Annotated in this window: 15 protein-coding genes; 9 read left to right on the top strand and 6 right to left on the bottom strand. The window is 63.3% G+C overall.

The genetic code is table 11. From position 1 onward, the window contains the following. Positions 1-56: 56 nt before the first annotated feature. Complete coding sequence (locus tag QEN71_RS17790; RefSeq protein ID WP_201659904.1) at positions 57-440, bottom strand: tautomerase family protein; 384 nt, start codon at positions 438-440, stop codon at positions 57-59. A 98-nt stretch (positions 441-538) separates the two neighbouring features. On the opposite strand from QEN71_RS17790, the gene QEN71_RS17785 reads away from it, so the two are divergent. Then, a complete protein-coding gene (locus QEN71_RS17785) occupies positions 539-1,390 on the top strand; it encodes a LysR family transcriptional regulator (RefSeq protein WP_201659907.1) in 852 nt (283 codons plus the stop codon). Between the two features lie 19 nt (positions 1,391-1,409). Here QEN71_RS17785 and QEN71_RS17780 read toward each other — a convergent pair whose 3' ends face one another. After that, a complete protein-coding gene (locus QEN71_RS17780) occupies positions 1,410-1,796 on the bottom strand; it encodes a hypothetical protein (protein WP_201659910.1) in 387 nt (128 codons plus the stop codon). A gap of 104 nt (positions 1,797-1,900) precedes the next feature. On the opposite strand from QEN71_RS17780, the gene QEN71_RS17775 reads away from it, so the two are divergent. After that, positions 1,901-2,338, top strand: coding sequence for an MbcA/ParS/Xre antitoxin family protein (locus tag QEN71_RS17775; RefSeq protein ID WP_201659913.1), 438 nt, complete (start codon positions 1,901-1,903; stop codon positions 2,336-2,338). Further along, positions 2,335-3,036: an RES family NAD+ phosphorylase gene (locus QEN71_RS17770; protein WP_201659916.1), complete on the top strand. Its 702-nt coding sequence runs from the start codon at positions 2,335-2,337 to the stop codon at positions 3,034-3,036. Before QEN71_RS17775 ends, QEN71_RS17770 begins: the two co-directional genes overlap by 4 nt. Before the next feature lie 20 nt (positions 3,037-3,056). On the opposite strand, the gene QEN71_RS17765 is transcribed toward QEN71_RS17770, so the two are convergent. The 4 genes from QEN71_RS17765 to QEN71_RS17750 form a co-directional block, all read right to left on the bottom strand. Continuing rightward, positions 3,057-3,794, bottom strand: coding sequence for a metallophosphoesterase (locus QEN71_RS17765; protein ID WP_201659919.1), 738 nt, complete (start codon positions 3,792-3,794; stop codon positions 3,057-3,059). 720 nt (positions 3,795-4,514) lie between these two features. Beyond that, entirely contained in the window at positions 4,515-5,966 is a 1,452-nt protein-coding gene (locus tag QEN71_RS17760; RefSeq protein ID WP_201659921.1) for a cytochrome c, read from the bottom strand. Positions 5,967-5,968: 2 nt separating this feature from the next. Then, positions 5,969-7,570, bottom strand: coding sequence for a GMC family oxidoreductase (locus QEN71_RS17755; RefSeq protein ID WP_201659924.1), 1,602 nt, complete (start codon positions 7,568-7,570; stop codon positions 5,969-5,971). 84 nt (positions 7,571-7,654) lie between these two features. Then, positions 7,655-8,230, bottom strand: a complete 576-nt coding sequence (locus QEN71_RS17750; protein ID WP_201659927.1) for a sugar dehydrogenase complex small subunit — start codon at positions 8,228-8,230, stop codon at positions 7,655-7,657. Between the two features lie 391 nt (positions 8,231-8,621). Between QEN71_RS17750 and QEN71_RS17745 the strand changes: the two genes are divergently transcribed. The 6 genes from QEN71_RS17745 (at position 8,622) to treZ (ending at position 24,000) form a co-directional block, all read left to right on the top strand. Beyond that, entirely contained in the window at positions 8,622-9,272 is a 651-nt protein-coding gene (locus QEN71_RS17745) for a DUF1345 domain-containing protein (RefSeq protein ID WP_201659929.1), read from the top strand. A 562-nt stretch (positions 9,273-9,834) separates the two neighbouring features. Then, positions 9,835-13,278, top strand: a complete 3,444-nt coding sequence (locus tag QEN71_RS17740) for a maltotransferase domain-containing protein (protein WP_201659932.1) — start codon at positions 9,835-9,837, stop codon at positions 13,276-13,278. Then, entirely contained in the window at positions 13,275-16,739 is a 3,465-nt protein-coding gene (gene treS / locus QEN71_RS17735) for a maltose alpha-D-glucosyltransferase (RefSeq protein WP_201659935.1), read from the top strand. The genes QEN71_RS17740 and treS overlap by 4 nt, the downstream gene beginning before the upstream one ends. After that, positions 16,732-18,957, top strand: coding sequence for a 1,4-alpha-glucan branching protein GlgB (gene glgB / locus QEN71_RS17730; protein ID WP_201659938.1), 2,226 nt, complete (start codon positions 16,732-16,734; stop codon positions 18,955-18,957). The genes treS and glgB overlap by 8 nt, the downstream gene beginning before the upstream one ends. 837 nt (positions 18,958-19,794) lie before the next feature. Further along, complete coding sequence (gene glgX / locus QEN71_RS17725; protein ID WP_201659941.1) at positions 19,795-22,008, top strand: glycogen debranching protein GlgX; 2,214 nt, start codon at positions 19,795-19,797, stop codon at positions 22,006-22,008. 84 nt (positions 22,009-22,092) lie between these two features. Further along, positions 22,093-24,000 (top strand): malto-oligosyltrehalose trehalohydrolase, encoded by a 1,908-nt coding sequence (gene treZ, locus QEN71_RS17720; protein ID WP_201659944.1) that lies wholly within the window; start codon positions 22,093-22,095, stop codon positions 23,998-24,000. Positions 24,001-24,003 lie beyond the last annotated feature (3 nt).

Raw genomic sequence — 24,003 nt, 5'->3', positions numbered from 1 at the left:
ATGAAGGTGTGGGCCATTATAGCGACGCCCCCCTCGTCCGCCGTCATCCGCGCGGCTCACAGCGCGTACTGCGCAATCCCGTTGCCGAACGACCAGTTTTCCTTCAGCACCTCGACGAGATTGATGAATACGTCCTCGCGCCGCACGCCCGGCGATTCCGCGAGATTGTCGACGATGTGCCTGTACAGCGCCTTCTTCTGCTCCTCCGTGCGCGAGTTGGTCACAGTGAGCTGGATCATCACAAGATCGTCGCTGCGCTGGATGTCGAGGAAGTGGCGTCCATAGAAGAAATTGCTCTCGTCGTGCTCGGTGATGGCCATGAAGATGTCGTCCTCGGGCACGTTGAACTCGGCGATCAGCGCGCGCTGGATGCCTTGCGTGAGCGCCTTGCGATAAGCGGCCGGCTTGCCGGCGCGAAGTGCGATGCGGGTGAAAGGCATGTCGAACTCCTATGAATGAAGAGAAAGTGCATTCAGATTAGTTCGCGTCTATGATGATGAACAGACATAGCTGGATATTTCATCTATTTTCACCTGAAATGAAAGTACTCGATCTCGATGCCGTGCGCGCGTTCGTGCTCGTCGCCGATCTGCGCAGCTTCACGCGCGCCGCCGATGCGCTCGACACCACGCAGTCCGCTGTCAGCCTCAAGCTGAAGCGGCTGGAAGCGCACGTGGGCAAGCAGTTGCTGGAACGCACGCCGCGCGTGGTGCGGCTGTCGGCGGACGGGGAGGCGTTTCTCGAAGGCGCACGCGATCTGCTCCGCGCGCATGACCGGGCGCTCGGCGCGTTATCGGCGGACAGGCGGCGATTCGCGCTCGGTTTGAGCGAGCACGTGGCGGGAAGCGATCTCGCGACGCTGCTTGCGCGCGTGAATGCGCACGATCCGGGGCTCGTGCTGGAACTGCACATGGGATTGTCGGCGACGCTGCTGCAACAGTTCGACGAACGGCGGCTCGACGCCGTGATCGTGCGCTACGAACCGGACGACGTACCGCGCGACGACGGCCAGCTGCTCTTCACGGAACCGCTGTCATGGCTCGCGGCACCCGAATGGCAGCCGCGCGCGGGCGAGCCGTTGTCGCTGGCGCTGCTGGCCGCGCCCTGCAACGTGCGGTCGATTGCGCTGCGCACGCTCGATGGCGCGGGGATCGCGTGGCGCGAGACGTTTGTCGGCGGCGGCGTGCAGGCGGTGGGCGCGGCGGCGGCGGCTGGACTGGCCGTCTCGCCGCTGGCAAGACGTGTCGCGCCGCGTGGACTCGTCGATTCAGGGCCGAGACTCGGCCTGCCTCCGTTGCCGGAATCGCGCGTGACGCTGCATTCGCGTGTTCGCGACGCGCGCTCGATCGAGTCGTTGCGGCTCGTGACGAACGGCTTGAGCGCGCAGTGAGCGCACCCGCGCGGGATTTTTAGTGAAGGATGGGCGGCAGTTCGCGCGGTGTTGCGTGGTTGCCGCTGGTGCCGGGCTGAACGGCTGGACTCGCAGCGACCCGTTGAGGTTTCGCCGCCGCTTCGACAGGCTTTGCATGCGCGACCTTGGCGCTTGCCGTGTGCGGCGTGTGCGTCGCGTGCGTCGCTTTCACTGCGACGCCATGCGGCTTTTTCGCCGTCGGTTTCGCCTTCACGGACGCGACGTGCTTAGCCGGCGCCACCTTCGCCGGATGAGCGTGAGCGTGAGCGTGCGTCGCGCCGCGCGTCGCCTCGGGCGGATTCCACACTTCCTTGTACTCCGCGTGCGCCGCCATCGACGCGCCCAGCAAACCTACCGTCAACCACACCTTCGAACGCAGCGACACCGCAGTCTCCGTGCAAAAACTCGAGGCGCGAATTATACAGGCGTACTTGCAATAATCCACATATAGACTAATATGCATAAAAAGTTCAAAACAGGACTCAGATCATGTCTTCCGCCGCGCACTATTCGAGCGCTGAACGACCGTTGCGACGCCCTTCCGCCGAACCTTCGATGGCGGACATGTCCGCCGCCGGTCTGCGCGCGTTCTTCAACATCGCCCGCGACTGGGAACTGAGCACCGAAGAGCAGATCATCCTGCTCGGCTCGCCTGGCCGTTCCACGTTCTTCAAATGGAAGCAGGAGCCGCAAACGGCACGCCTCGGACGCGACACGCTGGAGCGTCTGTCGCTTCTGCTCGGCATCTATAAGGCACTGCAAATCCTGCTGCCGCAACCCGCCGCCGCAGATACCTGGGTCAAGCGTCCCAACAGCGCGCCGCCGTTCGGCGGCCGCCGCGCGCTCGACCGCATGCTGGCGGGCAACATCAGCGACCTCGTGGCCGTGCGCCAGTATCTCGACGCAATGCGAGGCGGCTGGGCGTGACCGATCCACAATGGCAAGACCGCTGGCGCGCGTGCCCGCTCGTCTGGACGCCGGCGTATCGCGTGATTCCCACGCGTTTTCCCGCCGTCAACCTGTTCGATCGCGTCGCGTCGCCCGAAGATTTCGAGGCGCTCTACGCGCTCGAAGCGATGACCAATGACCGTGTGCGTACCGAAGTCGGCGATCTCGATCTCGTGCCGCGCGAAGAAAGGCGCTTCGGTCCCGGCTACGGACCGATCATGGCCGCGCTCACGCATCTGAACCCGCAGGGCAGCCGTTTCTCGGACGGCACGTACGGCGTGTTTTATTGCGCGCGCTCGCGCGACACCGCGATTGCCGAGACGCGCTATCACTCCGGCCTGTTCCTCGCCGCCACCCAGCAGCCACCGATGCGCCAGCAGATGCGCCTCTACACCGTGATGGCGCAAGGCAACGTGGTGGATCTGCGCGGCGCGGAATCGGTCGATGCATCGGTGCTGTCGCCGAACGACTACGCGCCCGGCCAGGCGCTCGGTCGCGCGGTGCGCGAGGCGGGTGCGCCGGGCATCGTGTATCCGTCGGTGCGGGATGCGGCGGGCGAATGCCTCGCCGCGTTCAAGACGACGCTGCTGCGGGACTGTCATCACGCGGCGTACCTGGAATACAACTGGAACGGCAATGCCGTCGATGTGATCTTCGAGCTGAATCAGGTGGGATGACGGCTGATGATGACGTGAGCCTACGGCAGCGCGAGCGCCGCAGCGCCGACCGAGCGCGCCACGTCGACCGTGACCGACCAGCGATTCGTCGTGTGGGCCTCGACGATCGTCAGCTTGCCGCCGGGACCGAACGCGCCCGTATCGATGAACACCTGCGCGCCGATCTGCTGGACCTCGCGCATCGGCGTGTGACCGCAATAGGTCAGCGACAGGCCGAGTTGGGACATCGGATCGCCCGTGCCCATGGCGAGGCTGCGGCCCCACAGCAGTTGCTGGCGTGTTTCCGCGGAAAAATCGTCGGCGTCGAGGTCGGCGTCCGTGCCGAGAAACTCGGCGTGCAGCACGTTGAAGCGCTGGCTGCCCGAGCCGATCACGCGCACGAGCGGCAGCGCGCGCAGCCGCTGCGCATAGGATTGCAGCTTTTCGGCCGGCAGATGCGCGCTCCACAATCCGCCGATGCCGTACCACCACTGCTTCTTGAGCTTGCCTTCGGCAACCGCGCAGAGCGTGTCCTCGTGATTGCCGAGCACGGCATGGAACCAGGGCTTGTCGAGCAACGCGAGGGCTTCTTCCGACTGCGAACCACGATCGACGAGATCGCCGACCGAAAACAGCCGGTCGCGCGACGGATCGAATTCGATTTCGCGTAGCAGGAAGCGGAGCGCGTCGAGACAACCGTGCAGATCGCCGATGACGAAGTCGCGTCCCGCGCGGTTGAAGGGATGATGTTCGACGACGGTGACAAGTGTGGAATCCATAACAGCATGATAGTGCGGGTGGGGATGCCCTGTATGCGGGGCATCTCGCGTTTCTAGGCCGTTCGTTAGTGTTTTGGGTTTGGTTTTGCTTGCAGCGGCGTTTTGATTTTTGTTCGCAGGTCAGGTTGATGGGGTTCGCGAATTGTCACTTCGCCGGCATCCGCGAATTCGTATCGGTTCGCTAGCGTTGCCCCTGTGCGGGGCGGCAGTTACTTTCTTTGCCGCGGCAAAGAAAGTAACCAAAGAAAGCCGCTTTTGAACCTCCGGTGCCCGCCAGGATGGCGCTGCGGCATGCCGCAGTTGAGCCGTCGCGCAGCGACGTCCGCACTCTGTAGAAAGCCCGCAGTCAAGCGCGCACGGCGCGAAAAGCCCACACAGTCTGGAGCACATACCGCCGCAATCAACCGAGGGCAAATGCAAAAAAAACGTGCCGACCGAATGTGCTCCAGGTGGATGTCATCTTTCGCTCCGCGCGCGGTTAACTGCGGGCTTTCTACGGAGTATTGGCGTCGCTGTGCGACAGCTCAAGGAACCTGTGCCGTGGCGTTATCCTGGCAGGCACCGTAGGTTTAAAAGCGGCTTTCTTTGGTTACTTTCTTTGCCGCGGCAAAGAAAGTAACTGCCGCCCCGCACAGGGGCAACGCTAATAAACCGATACGAATTCGCGGATGCCACAGCAAATCAAACCAAAGCAAAGCAAAGCAAAGCAATAGCCATGACTCAGGGCGTCAAACCCCTCAACCTCCCGACCTCGTCGGCACTAACCCGAGCCCGCGGATTCCCAAACTGCCCGGTCACATAGTTAGCGAGAGCAGCAATTTGCTCATCATTCAAATCACGCTCAAACCCAGGCATCAAAACATCAGCATCCTGAGTCGTACGCCGCACACCGTGCAAAATCACCATCGCGAGATTATTAGCATCACTAGCCCCAACAACACTGTTATGCAGCAGAGCAGGATAAGCACCCGGCGAGCTAGCGCCGACACCTTCCCCAGTCCAGTGATGACAGGAAGCACAATTAGCGAGAAAAAGCTGCGCACCATTGACGCCGCTAACCCGAGTACCCCGCATCGCATCGACATCGCTGGCAGGCGAACCCCATGCAGCACGCATCCTCGATTCACCCCGATCGACAGGCTTGATCGACCGCAAATACGTCGCGATCGAACGCAGATCTTCGCGATTCAAATACTGCGTGCTATCGGAAACGACATCGGCCATCGGTCCGGCCGCATTGGCGCGCCCATGCGCGACGCCCGTCGACAGGTAACTGACGACATCCTGTTCCGACCAGTCGCCGATGCCGCTCGTCTTGTGCGGCGTGATGTTGTACGCATGCCAGCCGGCCTGGATCGCGCCTGAGAATCGTTCGCTGGTTTTCAGGCCCTGCATGAAGTTGCGCGGTGTATGGCACTCCTCGCAATGCGCAAGACCTTCGACGAGATACGCGCCGCGATTCCATTCGGCACTCTGCTTCGGATCGGGCAAGAAACGCCCTTCGTCGAAGTTGAACAGGTTCCACAAGACCATCAGCCAGCGCTGGTTGAACGGGAAGCGCAAGTCGTTCGACGGCGGCGTGTAATGCACGGGCACCACCGTGTTCAGATACGCGCGGATCGCCTGCACGTCCTGATCGGTGACCTTCGTGTACCCGACGTACGGAAACGCCGGATAAAGCCGCTCGCCTTCCTTGCCGATGCCCTCGTGCATCGCGCGCATGAAGTCCGCTTCCGTCCAGCGGCCGATGCCCGTGTCCGGATCGGGTGTGATGTTCGGCGTATAAATCGTGCCGAACGGCGTGGCGATCGCGAGGCCGCCCGCGAATGGACGCCCTTTGTCCGACGTGTGGCAAGCGATGCAGTCGCCCGCGCGCGCCAGATACTCGCCGCGCTTGACGAGATCCGGGCCGCGTCCAGACGCAGCAGGCGCCGTGGCCTGCGCGACGGCTTCGCCGAGCGGCGATTCGTCGTTGCGATGCGGCTCGGCGTCGTACGCTTCGAGCCACGCGAGATACAGCGCGAACACCGAAAACACCGCCGCGAGCGCCGCCATCCTCCAGATGCGCCGGCGGCTCTTGAGCGCCACGCGCCGGCTCGACGAGAAAACCGTTGCGTCGAGATTGCCGCCGTGAACGTCCGACCGTTTCGCGCGGGACAGGTGATCGCTCATCGTCAGATCTCGCTCTTGAGCTTGTCGGCGAGCTTCAGCGACAGCGCCGCAACCGTCAGCGTGCAGTTCACCGACGCCGCGCCCGGCATGACGCTGCTGCTCGCGATGAACAGGTTCGGATGATCGTGCGTGCGGCAGTCGGCATCGACGACGGAATCGGCGGCGTCGTTGCCCATGATCGTCGTGCCCATGATGTGGTTGTTCGGCGCGAAGTTGTCGTCGAACGACACCTCCGTGCCTTCGAACAGACCGGCGATCTGCGCGTAGAGTTCGTGCGTGTGCGCGGCGCTTTTCTTCACGTAGTCGTTGATCGAGTAGTAAATCTCGGGTTGCGGAATGCCGAGCGCGTCCTTGTGATCGGCGGAAGGCACGATGCGGTTCTGCGGTTCGGGCAAATGCTCATGGAAGCTGTTGATCACGACCATGCGCGCGGCGCGATCGCGAATCTGCCGGTCGAGTTCGGCGCCCGTCAGTCCGCTTTTTAGCAGCGAGGCGGCGATCGCCATCGTCGGCACGCCGTTCGATACATGCAGCTTCTTCGACGCGTATTCCGAGCGGAACGCGCCGTCGCGGAAGTTCACGACCGACGTCATCTCCATCGGCCCGCGTCCCGGCCACAGCGATTCGTTCGCGAGAAACGCCACGCCCGTGCCGGGATGATCCATCAGATTGCGGCCCACCTGATCCGAACGATTGCCGATGCCGTGCGGATAGGCATCGGAAGTCGACATCAGCATCAGCTTCGGCGTCTCGATGCCGTTCGCCGCGAGCACGAACAGCTTGGCCGTCACGCGCGTGCTGTTGCCGTTCGGGTCCTTGTAGTGAACGGCCGTGATCAGCCCTTTGTTGTCCGCTTCGATCCGGTAGACGACGGCCTGCGCGATCAGCTTCGCGCCCGCGCGCTCGGCCTTGTCGGCATGCGTGATGCCGTTGTACATCGCGCCGATCGGGCAGATCGGCATGCAGTTGTTGTTGCCGCAACAGGTCGGGCGCGCGTCGTATGGGCGGCTGTTGCGCGCGACGGGCTCGGGCACGACCTTGAAGCCGTTCGCGTTCAGCACGTCGGAAAAGCGCTGATCCATGTACGACAGCGGCAGTCCTTTCATCGGATAAGGCTTCGAGCGCGGCGAACCGAGATCGACGGAGGCATCGGGCCCGGACACGCCCAGTTGCACTTCGGCGGCGAAGTACCACGGCTCGAGCGTCTCGTACGGATACGGCCAGTCGCGGCCCACGCCGTAGCGCTTCTTCAACTCGAAGTCGGACGGCAACAGTCGCCACGTCGCCGCGGCCCAATGCCAGGTCGTGCCGCCAACGAGCCGCAGATACTGCGAGTTATACGGATAGTCGCCCTTCTGGATCAGATAGTTGTTCGCGGGCGAGTACTGCGGATGCGGCGCGTAAGGCGTCGACGGATACGGCGTCGCGAAGTCCGATTTCGCCGGCGAATTGCGGAAGTTCTCGACGATCTGCCCGCGCTGCAGACGCGGCCCCGCTTCGAGCAGGATCACCGACGCGCCCGCAAGCGCCATCTGATGCGCGACGAGACTGCCCGCCACGCCCGAGCCGACTACGACGACGTCGGCGGAATTTGCGTTTGCCATTCTTGCCTCTAGTTTGCCTTCGGCTTTGCGCTCTCTTTCGTTCTGTTCATGCCGTGCGCCACGCAACCATGATGGGCCCGGCGATTACGCGTTCGCGGGCTTCTGCGTCCAGTAAAACGGCACGTCGCGGCAATACGACGGGATCGTGAGAATGTCTTTCACGGGTTCGAACATCAGCGCGCGCTCGTAGGCGATCACCTGCACGTTCGGCATGTCGCCGACGAGCCCGAGATACCACGCGCGCGTGATCGCGCTGACGGTCTTCGCGAGTTGCGGCTGCTCGGCCTGCAAGGCCTGCGTGACGGTATCGGACGGCACGCCGCCGTGCGTCTGGATCCAGCTGTTGAGTGCGGCGACGTTTTGCGCAAACTGCTTGTCGGCGCGTGACAGAGCGTCATAGGCGCGCTTGCCGTGCACGGTGTCGAAGCTGGTGTGCCCCGTGAGCTTGCCCGACAGCGCGAGGAATGCGTCGAAGCCGCCGCCTGCGGGGGCCGGCGTGTCGGCGAATGCGGGCGCGATGCCCGCGAGGCGCGCAACGTCAGGCACAGCGCCATAGCGTGCCGCCGACGCAAACGCGAGACCGGCAGCCGAAGCGAACGCGCCGAGCATCCATGCCCGGCGGCGTGGCGAGCGCACAGCGTGTCGATCAACATCTGTCATGGGGGCTCCAGATGATGTTTGTATTCGCCCGGCGCGCTATGTCCGGCTGTTGGCCGGATCATGCAAGCACACACGGGCGTCCGCCCCAAACCGGTCTTGCGCCGCTGTCTCGCGGTCTCTGATCTTCAGGCGCGGCGCGTGCAACGCCCCGCCGCAGGCGCTCGAATGCGCCGGAATTGCAGCCGCCATTACATGCTCGCGGAGCGCTTCGCGCGAGAACGAAGCAGGCCGTGAAAGCCGCATGCAAGGCCACTGAGTAAAACTGCGGGAAAACTATAACGTCCAGGCACCCATTTCGACAAATCATGCAGCATAGCCACGTAGAATCGCCGCCCTCAAGGGCGCCCCGCGACATACCGTTGTCATATCCCGCTGCCAGGAGCGCTTGCCCATGAGTGTCTATCCGCAGGTACTGCGCAACCGGCCGCGCATGGTCACGGGCCTCGCCGTGGGCGTGGTGATGGGTCTGGTGTTAGCAGGCGCGCACATGCGTCCGATGATCCGCGTGCTTCTCTCATGGGACGTCGCCGTGTGGACCTATCTCGCGCTCATGTGGATCGAGATGGCGCGCGCCGATCACGACCGCGTGCGCGAGATCGCCCAGCGCGAGGACGAGAACGCCGTCGTCGTGCTCGCCATCGTCTGTCTGGCGACGGTGGCGAGCATCGTTGCGATCGTGGCTGAGCTGGCGTCGTCGAAGGGCAGCACGGGCCTGTCACACTACGTCGTCACGGCTGTCACGCTGATCGGCGCGTGGTTCCTGATACCGACCATCTTCACGCTGCACTACGCCCGCCTGCACTTCGCCGCGGGCAAACAGGAAACGGCGCTCAAGTTTCCCGACCACAAGCTCGATCCGAACTACTGGGACTTTCTGTACTTCTCGTTCACGATCGCCGTCGCGTCGCAGACATCGGACGTCGTGCTGCGCTCCAGCGAAGTGCGCCGCGCGACGCTCGCGCAGTCGGTATTGTCGTTCTACTTCAACGTCGCCGTGCTCGGGCTGTGCATCAACATGGCGGCGGGTCTGCTCGGTTCGTAGCGAGTCATCGCGGCGGGCCGGTTGTGCGCAAAGCACTTCATGACCGGCCTCCGCTTTCCGATTCGCTCGACGCATGTATCTCGCGCGCTTCGATGTCGCGCATGCGTGTCTATGGCAACATGCCATGTAACAGCCGCCCGGCGACACGCCCGAATTACACGTCTTCCTTCCGTTTCGCGGCGTCATTCGTATGAACGACGCCGCGTGTGCATCCACTGCATCTTGCCGTACCGGGCTGCGCCAGCCATTGTCGTCCGCATGTCCTCGTTCTTGCTGTGTCCGTCCTGTATCGCTTTCTGGCATAACGCTTGCTCCTAACCCGCCTGTCGACCGGTTTCTGACCGATGACATGCAGCGCGAATCCGCTCGAACCGCCGTCGCTATCGGACAGTTCGCGGCGAGTGTGAACTGACGCGCCGCATGTCGATCAATGCACTACATTGAGCAGTACGCGCCGTCGCAGGACGCATCGCGCGGCATCCGGCTCTGAAGCCTAATAGGCGGTCGTGATCGCACCCATGTGCATCCACGCCGCAAAGCAGGACGAATCTGGAAACGACCGATGGAAGCTCCTCACGCCTATGCGCCGCGGATTTACTTCGTTCATTCTCCCCTTGTCGGACGGCTCGATGCGTGGCCCGCGCAGTTCGAACACGCGGCTGCGCTCGGTTTCGATCATGTGCTGATCGGCGGGCTGTTCCAGCCGGGACAGGCGGGGCATGCGCAGATCGTCAGCGATCACGCGAAACTGCATCCCGCGCTCGCTACCGACCAGCCGGCGCACGAAGTGCTGCAGCGTCTCACCGAAGCAGCGAGTCAGCATGGCCTCACGTTGCTCGTCGATCTCGTGATCGACCGTGCAGCCGCCGACGGCCAGCTTTATCGCGAGCATCGCGACTGGTTTCATCCGTTCGAGCCGGAAGAAGCGCGGCTCGATCCGCGTCATGCGCGTCACGAAGACAACGTCGCGTATGCGGATTTCAGCAACGAGCATGTGGCCGCGCCGTTGATCGACTGGTGGGCGAATACGCTCGATACGCTCGCCGATGCGGGCATCGGCGGATTCCGTTTCGATTCGCCGCATCGCGTGCCCGTGTTCGCATGGCGGCGTCTGCTCGACACCGTGCGTGCGTCGCGCCATCCGTCGACGCGCTTTCTCGCCGCGACGCCTGGCCTGATGCGCTCGGACATCGCCGCGCTCGAAAGCGTGGGCTTCGACGCCGTGTTTTCGTCGTCGCGCTGGTGGGACTTCCGCGCGCCGTGGATGCTCGACGAACACGCCGTTTTGATGCGCGCCGGCTCGCCCATTGCCTTTCCCGAAGCACCGTACGGCACGCGCCTCGCGGCGGATCTCGCACAGGTGCACGACTCCGCCATCGTCGAACGCGCGTATCGCCGCGCGTTGCTGACGGCTGTTTCGACGGGCACCGGCTGGCTGATGCCGATGGGCTTCGAATACGGCATCGCCGAACCGATCTCGCATACGCTCGGCGACGCGGGCCACTACGCGAACCTGCGCAGCGCGGCGCGCTTTGATCTCGCCGAGCGCGTGCGCCATGCAAACGCGATTGCGCGCGATACATGGTCCCTGCAAACGAACGGCGAGTTGCGCTCGCTGTCCGGCCCCGACACGCACGCGGCATTGCTGCTGCGCGGCGATGAGCACGATCTGCGCGATGCCGGCGAAGCCGTGCTGATCGCGATCAATCCCGAACTCGGCACGCCTGTGCGCATCGATCCTGCGCGCTTCCTCGACGGCGTGCCGGGCGGCTTCACGCGTTTCGTGGCGCTCGGCACGGAAGCGCGCAGCGCGCCGCAGCCGCTCGCGGCCTTCACGCTGCCGCCGGGCGCGTGCCGCCTGTTCCGCGCGGTCGCCGAAAAGCCCGTCGTGCTCGCGCCGCCGATCGACAAGCAGAACACGAAGACCTCGGGCCACAAGAGCGTGCTCGACGCGATTGCGATGTCGCGCGTGGCGATCGAGAGCGTGTCGCCTGCCGTCGATCACGGACGCTTCCCGGCGAAACGCATTGTCGGCGAACGCGTGCACGTGACGGCCGCCGTGTTCGCCGAAGGCCACGACAAGATCGCAGCCGCCGTGATCTGGCGCGCCGCCGACGAAACCGCGTGGCACGAAACGCCAATGACGCCCGCGCAGCCCGCCGGCAACGACATCTGGGAGGCGCGCATTCCGCTCGAACGCCTCGGGCGTCACGAGTTCACGGTGATCGCGTGGCGCGACGATTTCGCTTCGCTGGTCGATCACATGCAGAAGAAGCTGAAGGCCGATCAATCCGTCGAACTCGAAGTCGAGGAAGCGAAGCATCTGTTCGCGCTCGCGCTGGCCGAAGCGGAAACAGCGGAAGGGTCGCAGCCGCAACAGCTCGATGCCATCGTCAAGGAGTTCATGAAGGCCGATGTGGGCGAGCGTCTCGCGATCGTGCTCGCGCCGACCACGGCGGAAGCGTTCGCCGCCGCGCGTCACCGGCCAGGGCTGTCGCGCGACCAGATCGTCTATCGCATCGACGCCGAACGCGCGGGCGCACGCTTCGGCAGCTGGTACGAGATCTTCCCGCGCTCGACGAGCGACGACGCGCATCGGCACGGCAACTTCGACGACGTGATCGGCAAGCTGCCGCGCATCCGCGACATGGGTTTCGACGTGCTGTACTTTCCGCCGATTCATCCCATCGGCATCGCGAACCGCAAGGGCCGCAACAACACGCTCACGCCGGGACCGGACGATGTCGGCAGTCCGTATGCGATCGGCGGCGAAGCGGGCGGTCATGACGCCGTGCATCCGCAGCTCGGCACGCTCGACGACTTCAAGCGCATGCTCGCCGCCGCGCACGATCACGGCCTCGAAATCGCGCTCGACTTCGCGATTCAATGTTCGCCCGATCACCCCTGGCTGAAGAAACACCCGACGTGGTTCGCATGGCGTCCCGACGGCACGCTGCGCTACGCGGAGAATCCGCCAAAGAAGTATCAGGACATCGTGAATCCGGACTTCTATGCGCGCGACGCGAAGCCCGAATTGTGGATCTCGCTGCGCGACGTGATCCTGTTCTGGATCGACGCGGGCGTGCGCATTTTCCGCGTCGATAATCCGCACACGAAGCCCTTCCCGTTCTGGGAATGGATGATCAACGACGTGCGTGCGCGGCATCCCGACGTCATCTTCCTGTCTGAAGCGTTCACGCGTCCGCGCGTGATGGCGCGCCTCGCGAAGCTCGGCTTCTCGCAGTCGTACACGTACTTCACGTGGCGCGAGTCGAAGCGCGACTTCACCGAGTATCTGACGGAACTCACGCAGACCAACCTGCGCGATTTCTTCCGGCCGAACTTCTTCGTGAACACGCCTGACATCAACCCGCGTCATCTTCAACGGCAAGGACGTCCGGGCTTTCTGATTCGCGCGGCGCTCGCGACGATGCTCTCGGGACTGTGGGGCGTGTATAGCGGCTTCGAACTGTGCGAAGCGGCAGCGTTGCCGAACAGCGAAGAGTATCTGGATTCGGAGAAGTATCAGATACGCGCGTGGGACTGGAACCGGCCCGGCAACATCGTGCGCGAGATCACGGAGCTGAACCGCATTCGCCGCACGAATCCGGCGCTGCATACGCATCTGAATCTCACGTTCCTGCCTGCGCACAACGAGAACATCCTGTTCTTCGAAAAGGCCACGGAAGCACGCGACAACGTGATCGTCGTCGCGATCAATCTCGATCCGTACAACGAGCAGGGCGCGGATATCGAGTTGTCGTGGTCGACGTTCAACCGCTGGGGCGTGCACGATCACGGCGCTATCGACGTGATCGATCAGATGACAGGCGAGCAGTTTCAATGGCAGGGCCGATGGCAACACGTGCGGCTCGATCCCGGCACACGGCCGTTCGCGATCTGGCGCATCGCGCCCGCGGGCGGCCTGCCGCGCGAAGCCGTTCCCGACGAAGCCGAAGCGCATCGGGCTGCCCATGACACGACATTCAACGAAGGTGCGATATGAAACGTGACGATCCCGCAGAAAGCACGTCGCAGGCCCATATCACCGACACGACGGCGGCGCCCTCGAAGCCGCGCGCGTCGCGGCGCGGCAAGGTGTCGACGCTCAACGACGATCCGCTCTGGTACAAGGACGCGATCATCTATCAGGTGCACATCAAGTCGTTCTACGATGCGAACAACGACGGCGTCGGCGATTTCCCCGGCCTGATGGCGAAGCTCGATTACATCGCGGAACTGGGTGTGAGCGCGATCTGGCTGCTGCCGTTCTATCCTTCGCCGCGCCGCGACGACGGCTACGACATCGCCGATTACCGCAACGTGCATCCCGACTACGGCACGATCTCCGACGTCAAGCGTTTCATTCAGGAAGCGCACGCGCGCGGGCTGCGCGTGATCACCGAACTCGTCATCAATCACACGTCCGATCAGCACCCGTGGTTCCAGCGCGCGCGCCGCGCGAAGCCCGGCTCGAATCATCGCAATTTCTACGTGTGGTCCGACACGGACAAGAAGTACGAGCAGACGCGCATCATTTTCATCGACACGGAGCCGTCGAACTGGACGCACGATCCCGTCGCCGGCCAGTACTACTGGCACCGCTTCTACGCGCACCAGCCGGACCTGAACTTCGACAATCCCGCGGTGCTCAAGGAAGTGCTGCAGGTGATGCGCTTCTGGCTCGATATGGGTATCGACGGTCTGCGGCTGGATGCAGTGCCGTATCTCGTCGAACGTGAAGGCACGAACAACGAGAATCTGCCCGAAACGCACGCCATTCTGAAGAAGATTCGCGCGACCATCGACGCCGAATATCCGAACCGGATGCTGCTCGCCGAAGCGAACCAGTGGCCGGAAGACGTGCAGGAATACTTCGGCAACGAAGACGAATGCCATATGGCGTTCCACTTCCCGCTGATGCCGCGCATCTACATGTCGATCGCGAGCGAGGACCGCTTCCCGATCACCGACATCATGAAGCAGACGCCGGATCTCGCCGAAACGAACCAGTGGGCGATCTTCCTGCGCAATCACGATGAACTCACGCTCGAAATGGTCACCGACTCCGAGCGCGACTACTTGTGGAACACCTATGCGAGCGACCGCCGCGCGCGCCTGAACCTCGGCATTCGCCGACGTCTCGCGCCGCTGATGGAACGCGACCGCCGCCGTATCGAGCTGATCAATTCGCTGCTGCTGTCGATGCCGGGCACGCCCGTCATCTATTACGGCGACGAACTCGGCATGGGCGACAATATCCACCTCGGCGATCGCGACGGTGTGCGCACGCCGATGCAGTGGTCGTCGGACAGGAACGGCGGCTTCTCGCGCGCCGATCCCGAACAACTCGTGCTGCCGCCTGTGATGGGTGCGCTGTACGGCTTCGACGCCGTCAATGTCGAAGCACAGAGCCGCGATCCGCATTCGCTGCTGAACTGGACGCGCCGCATGCTCGCGACGCGCCGTTCGAAGCACACGTTCGGGCGCGGCACGATCCGCTTCCTGAAGCCGAACAATCGCAAGATTCTCGCGTATCTGCGCGAGTTACCCGGCGAGCCGCCTATCTTGTGTGTGGCGAATCTGTCGCGCGCGCCGCAAGCCGTCGAACTCGATCTGTCCGAATTCAACGGCGCGACGCCGATCGAAATGACGGCCGATTCCGTGTTCCCGAGCATCGGCCAGCTGACGTATCTGCTGACGTTCCCGCCGTACGGTTTCCTGTGGTTCCTTCTTTGCGAAGGCCAGGGCCGTCCGACATGGAGCCAGCCGCCGTCCGAGCCGCTGCCCGATTTCGTGACGATCGTGATCCGCGAAGGCCAGTCAGGGCCGACGCCGGAGAACGTGCGGCTGCTCGAATCGGAAGTGCTGCCGTCGTGGCTGGGACGCCGCCGCTGGTTTGCATCGAAGGATCAGAAGATGCACGCCGTGCGGCTCGCCGCGCTCACGACGATTCCCGAAGCAGGCTTCGCGTTTACGGAAATCGAAGCGGATGTCGGCAATCACACCGAACGTTACGTGCTGCCCATCGCGATCACGTGGGGCGCCGATACGACCACGCCGCTCTTCATGCAGCTTGCGCTCGCGCGCGTGCGCCGCGGCCGCAACGTCGGCCATCTGACGGATGCGTTCTCGCTGCCGCAATTCGCGTACGGCACGCTGCGCAAGCTGCGCGAGCGCGCGTCCGTCCCGACCGTGCAGAAGAGCACGATCCAGTTCATTCCGACCGACCGTTTCGCCGAACTCGAACTGGACGATCAACCGGAAATTCGCTGGCTCGCGGCGGAACAGAGCAACAGTTCGCTCGTGATCGCCGACAAGGTGGTGCTCAAACTCGTGCGGCGTCTGTTGAAGGGCGTGCATCCGGAAGCGGAAATGACCCGCTATCTGACGCAGCTCGGCTACGCGAACACAGCGCCTCTGATCGGCGAAGTCGTGCGCGTCGATCCCGACAACGTGCCGCATACGCTGTGCATTCTGCAAGGCTTCGTCGACAACCAGGGCGACGCATGGAACTGGGCGCTCGACACGCTGCGCCGTTCGATCGACGAGCTTGCCCTCGTGATGGATGGCGGACTCGACGCGAACCAGCAGAACCAGGATCGCGTGAACGAGGAAGAAGCGATCGAAGGCTACGCGTCGTACATGGGCACCATCGGCAAACGGCTCGGCGAATTGCACGTCGCGCTCGCGACGCCATCCGACAACCCCGCGTTCAACCCCGAGCCCGCCGACGCGCAGCAGGTGCAGGCGTGGATCGACGGCACGCAAAAGCTGCTTGCCGTCGCGCTCGAACTGCTCGAAAAGAACGTCGATCATCTCGGCGAAGACGCGGCGCTGCTCGGTCGCAGCATTCTCGATCGCAAGGACAAGCTGGTCGAAGCCGTGTCGAATCTCGTGACGCCCGATGCGCATGCACTGCGCACGCGCATCCACGGCGACTTCCATCTGGGCCAGGTACTCGTGGCGCAGGGCGATGCGTTCCTGATCGACTTCGAAGGCGAGCCCGCTCGCGAACTCGAAGAACGGCGCGCGAAATCGAGTCCGTTGCGCGACGTCGCGGGGCTGCTGCGTTCGCTGTCGTATGCGAGCGCCGCCGCGCAATCGACGATGGAAGCCGCGCCGCAAATGACGGCCGACCGCAAGCGCGCGCTGTTCGAGCGCTTCCGCGCCGCCGCCGCCGAGGCATTCCTCGACGAGTACCGCACTGCGACGGAGGCTGCCGCGCAGCCGCTCGTCGCACCGGAGCACGAACAGGCGCTGCTCGATCTGTTCCTGATCGAGAAGGCCGCCTATGAAATCCGCTATGAGGCAGCCAACCGGCCGACGTGGCTCAGCCTGCCGGTGCGCGGACTCGCAGCGTTGACGAGCCGCCTGCTCGGCGACACGGGCGCAGGGCCGCATTCGCCGTCGGCTGGCTCGACGCCGCCGGAAGGATCAGCTGGATCAGAGGGTGACTATGAGTGAGCAACACAACGTTCAACTTGAAGCTGCCGGTCTGAATCGCGTGGACCTGGATGCGCTCGTCGATGCGCGCCATCACGATCCGTTTTCGCAGCTGGGCATGCACGACACCCATAGTGGTCCCGTCGTGCGCGTGATGCTGCCGAATGCGGGACGCGTCTCGGTAATTGCGCGCGACGATAGCCGTCTGCTCGGCGAACTCGAGCAATTGCATCCGGGCGGTCTGTTCGCGGGTCCGGTGAGCGAAGCCGTGCCGTATCGCTTGCGCATCGACTGGCATGGCTCGGTTCAGGAGATCGAGGACACGTATTCGTTCGGCCCGGTGCTCGGCGACGAGCCCTTGCAGCGCGTCGCGTGGGGCGATCCGTATGCGGTGCTCGAATGTCTCGGCTCGCGGCCCTACACGATGGACGGCGTGCCGGGCGTGCGCTTCGCCGTGTGGGCACCGAATGCGCGACGCGTGTCGGTCGTGGGCGACTTCAACTCGTGGGACGGCCGCCGCCATCCGATGCGTATGCGTCATCAGGCGGGCGTGTGGGAACTGTTCGTGCCGCGCATCGGTGCGGGCACGCGCTACAAGTACGAGATGCTGACGCGCGACGGTCATCCGTTGCCGCTGAAGGCCGACCCTTGCGCGATGCAGACGGAGAAGCCGCCCGCGACGGCATCCATCGTCGCGCATGTCGACGAGGTCGAGCGTTATCCGTGGACCGACGGCGACTGGATGCAGACGCGCGCCGGCAAGCAGACGGCGCAATCGGCGATTTCGATTTACGAGGTCCATGCGGAATCGTGGCTGCGCATCGCGGAGGAAGGACATCGCGGCCTGAACTGGTCGGAGCTTGCGGATCGGCTGATTCCGTATGCGAAGGAAATGGGCTTCACGCATATCGAGTTCATGCCGGTGGCCGAGCATCCGTTCGGCGGATCGTGGGGTTATCAGCCGCTGTCGCAATTCGCGCCGTCCGCGCGCTTCGGCACGCCGGAGCAGTTCGCGGGCTTTGTGAATCGCGCGCACGAGGCGGGACTCGGCGTGATTCTCGACTGGGTGCCCGCGCACTTTCCGAACGATTCGCATGGGCTCGTGGAATTTGACGGCACGCCGCTTTACGAGCATGCCGATCCGCGCGAGGGCTATCACCAGGACTGGAACACGATGATCTACAACCTCGGTCGCAACGAGGTGAGCGCGTTCCTGATTGCGTCGGCGCTGGCGTGGTTGAAGCGTTATCACGTCGACGGTTTGCGTGTGGATGCGGTGGCGTCGATGCTGTACCGCGACTATTCGCGCGCGGCGGGCGAGTGGGTGCCGAACATTTACGGCGGCCGCGAGAATCTCGAATCGATTGCGTTTTTGAAGCGTCTGAATCACGAAGTGCAGCATATGCCCGACGTGCATGGCGCGATCACGATTGCGGAGGAATCGACGGCATGGCCGGGCGTGACGGCGCGCACCGAGGATGGCGGGCTCGGCTTCCAGTTCAAGTGGAACATGGGCTGGATGCACGACACGCTGCACTACATGCACGAAGACCCGGTGTATCGGCAATGGCATCACCACAACATGACGTTCGCGATGGTGTATGCGTATTCCGAGAAATTCGTCTTGCCTCTATCGCACGATGAAGTCGTGCATGGAAAGGGATCGCTGCTCGGCAAGATGCCGGGCGACCGCTGGCAGAAGTTTGCGAATCTGCGCGCGTACTTCGCGTTCATGTGGACGCATCCGGGCAAGAAGCTGATGTTCATGGGTGGCGAGTTCGGGCAGATGGCCGAGTTCGATCACGATGGATCGCCGCACTGGCATCTGCTCGACGATGATCTGCATCACGGTGTGCAACGGCTGGTGCGGGATCTGAACCGGCTGTATCGCGAGGAGCCTGCGTTGCATCGGCTCGATACGGAGCCGGGCGGGTTCGAGTGGATCATCGGCGACGACACTGCGAATTCGGTTTTTGCCTGGCGGCGCGTGGATGGCGCGGGGCGTGAGCTGATTACCGTTTGCAACTTTACGCCGGTGCCGCGGCATGGATATCGGGTTGGTTTGCCCCGTGCGGGGCGGTGGGTCGAAGTTTTGAACTCCGATGCGGGTGTTTATGGTGGTTCCAATGTTGGGAATGGTGGTGTCATCTATACAGATGAGATTTCCGCGCATGGGCGGCCGCAGTCTGCTGCTCTTGTTTTGCCGCCGTTAGGGACTGTTGTGCTGCGGGCGGATTAATCTGTTTTGTCTGCGACGCAGTCGCCATTCTGGGTTTTTGTTTTTTGTTTTTTGTTTTTCGTTTTTCGTTTCTGGTTTTTGGGCTGTTGGCTGTTGGTTGTTGGCTGTTGGCTGGCATCCGCGGTTTCGTATCGGTGCTTCAGGCGTCGCCCCTGTGCGGGGCGGCACCTACTTTTCTTTGCCGCGGCAAAGAAAAGTAGGCAAAAGAAAGCCGCTTCAAACCTCCGGTGCCTGCCAGCTTACCGCTACGGCACAGGCTCCTTGAGCTGTCGCACAGCGACGCCAACACTCCGTAGAGAGCCCGCAGTTAACCGCGCGCGGCGCGAAAGATGACATCCACCTGGAGCACATTCGGTCGGCTTGTTTTTGTGTGTTTGCCGTCGTCTGATCGCGGCGGTAGGTGCTCCAGACTGTGTGGGCTTTTCGCGCCGTGCGTGATTGACTGCGGGCTTTCTACGGAGTGTGGGCGTCGCTGCGCGACGGCTCGACTGCGGCATGCCGCAGCGCCATCCTGGCGGGCACCGGAGGTGTGAAGCGGCTTTCTTTTGCCTACTTTTCTTTGCCGCTGCAAAGAAAAGTAGGTGCCGCCCCGCACAGGGGCGACGCCAGCAAACCGATACGAAATCGCGGACGCCAGCGAGAGTAAATCAAAAACAGGCGAAGCAATAACCAAGAGCACTATCGAGAGAAATGTGGAGATGTTGGGGGCCCATGGGTAACAACAAGGACTAGCGGTGTTAGCGGCTTGATTTGCAAGCGAAAGCAGAAAGCCAAGAACCAGGTCCAGCGAAAGCAGAAAAAACCAACACCAACACCAAGCCCGAAGGCAAAACGAACATGCCACACGTACTCCCTGACCGCCTGCTGCCAGGCAACCCGTACCCATTGGGCTCAAGCTGGGATGGCTTAGGCGTGAACTTCGCCGTCTTCTCGGCAAACGCGCAACGTATCGAGTTGTGCCTCTTCGAGCCGACAGGCAGAAAAGAACTGAAACGTTACGCGCTTCCGGAATGCACCGACGAGGTCTGGCACGGCTACCTGCCGCATGCACATCCAGGCACGGTCTACGCCTTCAGAGCCCACGGCCCCTACCAGCCCCAGCACGGGCACAGATTCAACCCGCACAAGCTGCTGCTCGACCCGTACGCAAGAAAACTCACCGGCCAGTTCCGATGGTCGGACGCACTGTTCAGCTATCGCGTGCACTCGAACAGAATGGACCTGTCGATCGATCGCCGCGACTCGGCGCCCGCCATGCCGAAATGCGTCGTCGTCGACGAAGCCTTCGACTGGTCGCACGACACACGCCCCAACGTGCCGTGGAGCGAAACCGTCATCTACGAAACCCACGTGCGCGGTGCATCGATGTTGCGCAAAGATCTGCGTGCCCCCGAACGCGGCACGTTCGCCGCACTCGCGTCGCCGGAATTCATCGAGCATCTGCTGAAGCTGGGCGTCACGGCCGTCGAACTGCTGCCCGTGCACGCGTTCCTCAACGACCGCTTTCTCGTCGAGCGCGGGCTGCGCAACTACTGGGGCTACAACACGGCCGCGTTCTTCGCGCCCGAGCCGTCGTATCTGTCCGCGCACCGGCTCGATGAAATGCGCATCGCCGTCCGTCAACTGCACGCGGCAGGAATCGAGGTGATACTCGACGTCGTCTACAACCACACATGCGAAGGCAATGAAATGGGCCCCACCGTGTCGTGGCGTGGACTCGACAATGCCAGCTATTACCGCCTGATTCCAGGCGACGAGCGCCATCACATCAACGACACGGGCTGCGGCAACACGCTCAATCTGCCGCATCCCCGTGTGCTGCAAATGGTGATGGATTCGCTGCGCTACTGGTCGACGGCTTTCAATATCGACGGCTTCCGTTTCGATCTCGGCGTCACGCTCGGTCGCGAGCATTCCGGCTTCGATCCCGGTTCGGGTTTCTTCGACGCGCTCCGGCAAGACCCCGTCCTGTCGCAGCGCAAGCTGATCTCCGAGCCATGGGACATCGGTCCCGGCGGCTATCAGCTCGGCAATCATCCGCCCGGCATCGGCGAATGGAACGACCGTTTCCGCGATTCGGTGCGGCGCTTCTGGCGCGGCGACGCAGGCATGCGCCCCGATCTTGCCGCGCGGCTGACGGGTTCCGCCGATCTCTTCAACCGGCGTTTTCGCAAGCCGACGGCGTCGGTCAATTTCGTCACATCGCACGACGGCTTCACGCTGTCCGATCTCGTCTCGTATTCGCAGAAGCACAACGAGATCAACAACGAAAACAACAACGACGGTCACAACGAGAACTACGGCTCGAACTGGGGCGTCGAAGGTCCGACCGACGAACCCGCCATCGCCGAAACGCGCGAGCGCGTGTCACGTTCGCTGGCCGCGACGCTGTTCATCGCGCTCGGCACGCCGATGATGCTCGCCGGTGACGAAATGGGCCGCACCCAGCGCGGCAACAACAACGCGTATTGCCAGGATAACGAAATTTCCTGGATAGATTGGGAACGTGCCGCGCTCCCACACGGGCGCAAAATGACTATGTTCTTCGCGCGCATCATCGCGTTGCGAAAACAGCATCCGCTGCTGCGCGAAAACCGCTTCCTGTTCGGCGATCGCGAAGTGCTGCCGGGCCTCTACGATGTCGGCTGGTTCGACGAGCACGGCGAAGCGCTGACCATCGAAGCCTGGCAGGATCCCGAAGGCCGCGCCTTCACGCTGCGGCGCGCAGGCGCAGGCCTGAACGGAGAAACGGAAGTATTGTTGATGATGTTGAATGCATCCGCGACGGCGTTGCGTTTCACGCCGCCTCCGCCGCACCTGGAATGGCATGTGCTGCTGGATACGGCGGACCCGGAGGCGCCGCCCGCGCCGCTCGCGACGCCCGATCTGGAAGTCGCCGCGCACAGCATGGTCGTGCTCGCGGCGCAGCCCACGGGCGACGCGGACTGGCAGGCGAGCTGGCGCGCGGGTGCGCAATATGGGCCACGGCTGTTGACCGCGCTGCCGCCGGACCCGGGCACGTCGATGCCGGACACGGAACAGTCCGGCTAGGCGCGCGTCCGACTATCAATGGAATGCCGATGCTGAAAGCACAAATGAATCCGCCAGTCAGCATGGCGACGAATGGTGACAATCATGCATGAACGTCCGATCGACCCTCACGCGCATCATTACGCGCACTGCCTGCCGTTCGGCGCGCAGCTGCTCGGCGCGGCGAGCGCGAAGCCGCGCACGCGCTTCCGGCTGTGGGCGCCTTCGTGCGAAAAGGTGCAGGTCGCGATTGAAAATGGCCAGGGCCAGCAGGCCGCCGGCACGCACGACATGAGCCCGACGGGCAACGGCTGGTTCGAGGCGGAAATCGACTGCGGTGCGGGCACGCTGTATCGCTACAAGCTCGATGGCGCGCTGCTGATTCCCGACCCTGCATCGCGCTTTCAGCCGCAGGACGTGCACGGTCCGAGCGAGGTGATCGATCCGCGCGCGTACATGTGGGCGCACACGCACTGGTGCGGCCGGCCGTGGGAAGAAACGGTGCTGTACGAGCTGCATGTCGGCGCGCTCGGCGGCTATGCGGGCGTGATGAAGCGCCTGCCCGCCATCGCCGCGCTCGGCGTCACGGCAATCGAACTGATGCCGCTCAACGATTTTTCCGGCACCCGCAACTGGGGCTACGACGGCGTGCTGCCGTACGCGCCCGATTCCTCGTACGGACGCCCCGACGAACTGAAGGCCCTGATCGACGCCGCGCATGGTCACGGGCTCGCCGTGTTTCTCGATGTCGTCTATAACCACTTCGGCCCGGACGGCAACTATCTGCAGCAGTATGCGAAGCCGTTTTTCCGCGAAGGCACGCACACGCCGTGGGGCCCCGCGATCGATTTCGAGCGTAGCGAAGTCAGTGAGTTCTTCTGCGACAACGCGCTGTACTGGCTCAACGAATTCCGCTTCGACGGATTGCGTATGGATGCCGTGCATGCAATCGACAACGACACGTGGCTGCGCAGTTTCTCCGATCACGTGCACGCTCATGTGCAACATGGTCGCCATGTGCATCTCGTGCTGGAAAACGAGCGCAACACGGCGAACCTGCTCGACACGCATTTCACCGCGCAATGGAACGACGACGCGCACAACACGCTGCACGTGCTGCTGACGGGCGAACACGAAGGCTATTACGCCGCCTACACCGATCAGCCGATCCAGAAGCTCGCGAAGATACTCGGCAGCGGCTTCGGCTATCAGGGCGATCCCTCGCCGATCCACGACGGCAAGCCGCGCGGACAGCCTAGCGGCCATCTGTCGCCGGCATCGTTCGTCGCGTTCCTGCAGAACCACGACCAGATCGGCAATCGCGCGATGGGCGAGCGTCTGCGTACGCTCTGTTCCGACGACGCGCTGCGCGCCGCGACAGGCCTGTTGCTGCTGTCGCCGCAGATACCGCTGCTGTTCATGGACGAAGAGTACGGCTCGAAGCAGCCGTTCCTGTTCTTCACCGACTACACCGGCGATCTCGCGAATGCCGTGCGTGAAGGGCGCCGCAAGGAGTTCGCGCGCTTTTCCGCATTCGCCGACGAAAAGCGCCGCGCGCAGATTCCCGATCCGAACGATCCACAGACGCTCGTCATGTCGTCGCCGCCCGAACGTCACGGGGATTCGCTCGACGAAGACGCACTCGACTGGATGCACTTCTACAAGTCCGCGCTCGCCGTGCGCGCCAAGCTGATTGCGCCGCGTCTCAAGCAGGCAAAGCCGCTCGGCGCAACCGTACTTAAAACGTCCGGCGCGCAGGACGCGAACGCGCTCGTCGCGCGCTGGACGCTCGCCGACGGCGAAACGCTGTCGATTGCGCTGAATCTCGGCAAAGACGCTGTGCGGCTCGACGAACGTCCGGCAGGCAAGCTGATTTTCGAAACGCCGCCACGCGTGCGCGATCGCATCGACACGGGCGAGTTGCCGTCGAATGCATTCGTCGCGTGGCTGACGGGCGACGTCAGCGAATACGCGATCGGTCACGACGCGCGCAAGCACGTTCAAGAGGAGTAACAC

It is taken from the genome of Paraburkholderia sabiae (genome assembly GCF_030412785.1).
Lineage (GTDB): Bacteria > Pseudomonadota > Gammaproteobacteria > Burkholderiales > Burkholderiaceae > Paraburkholderia > Paraburkholderia sabiae.
This window is presented reverse-complemented; position numbering and strand designations above follow the sequence as displayed.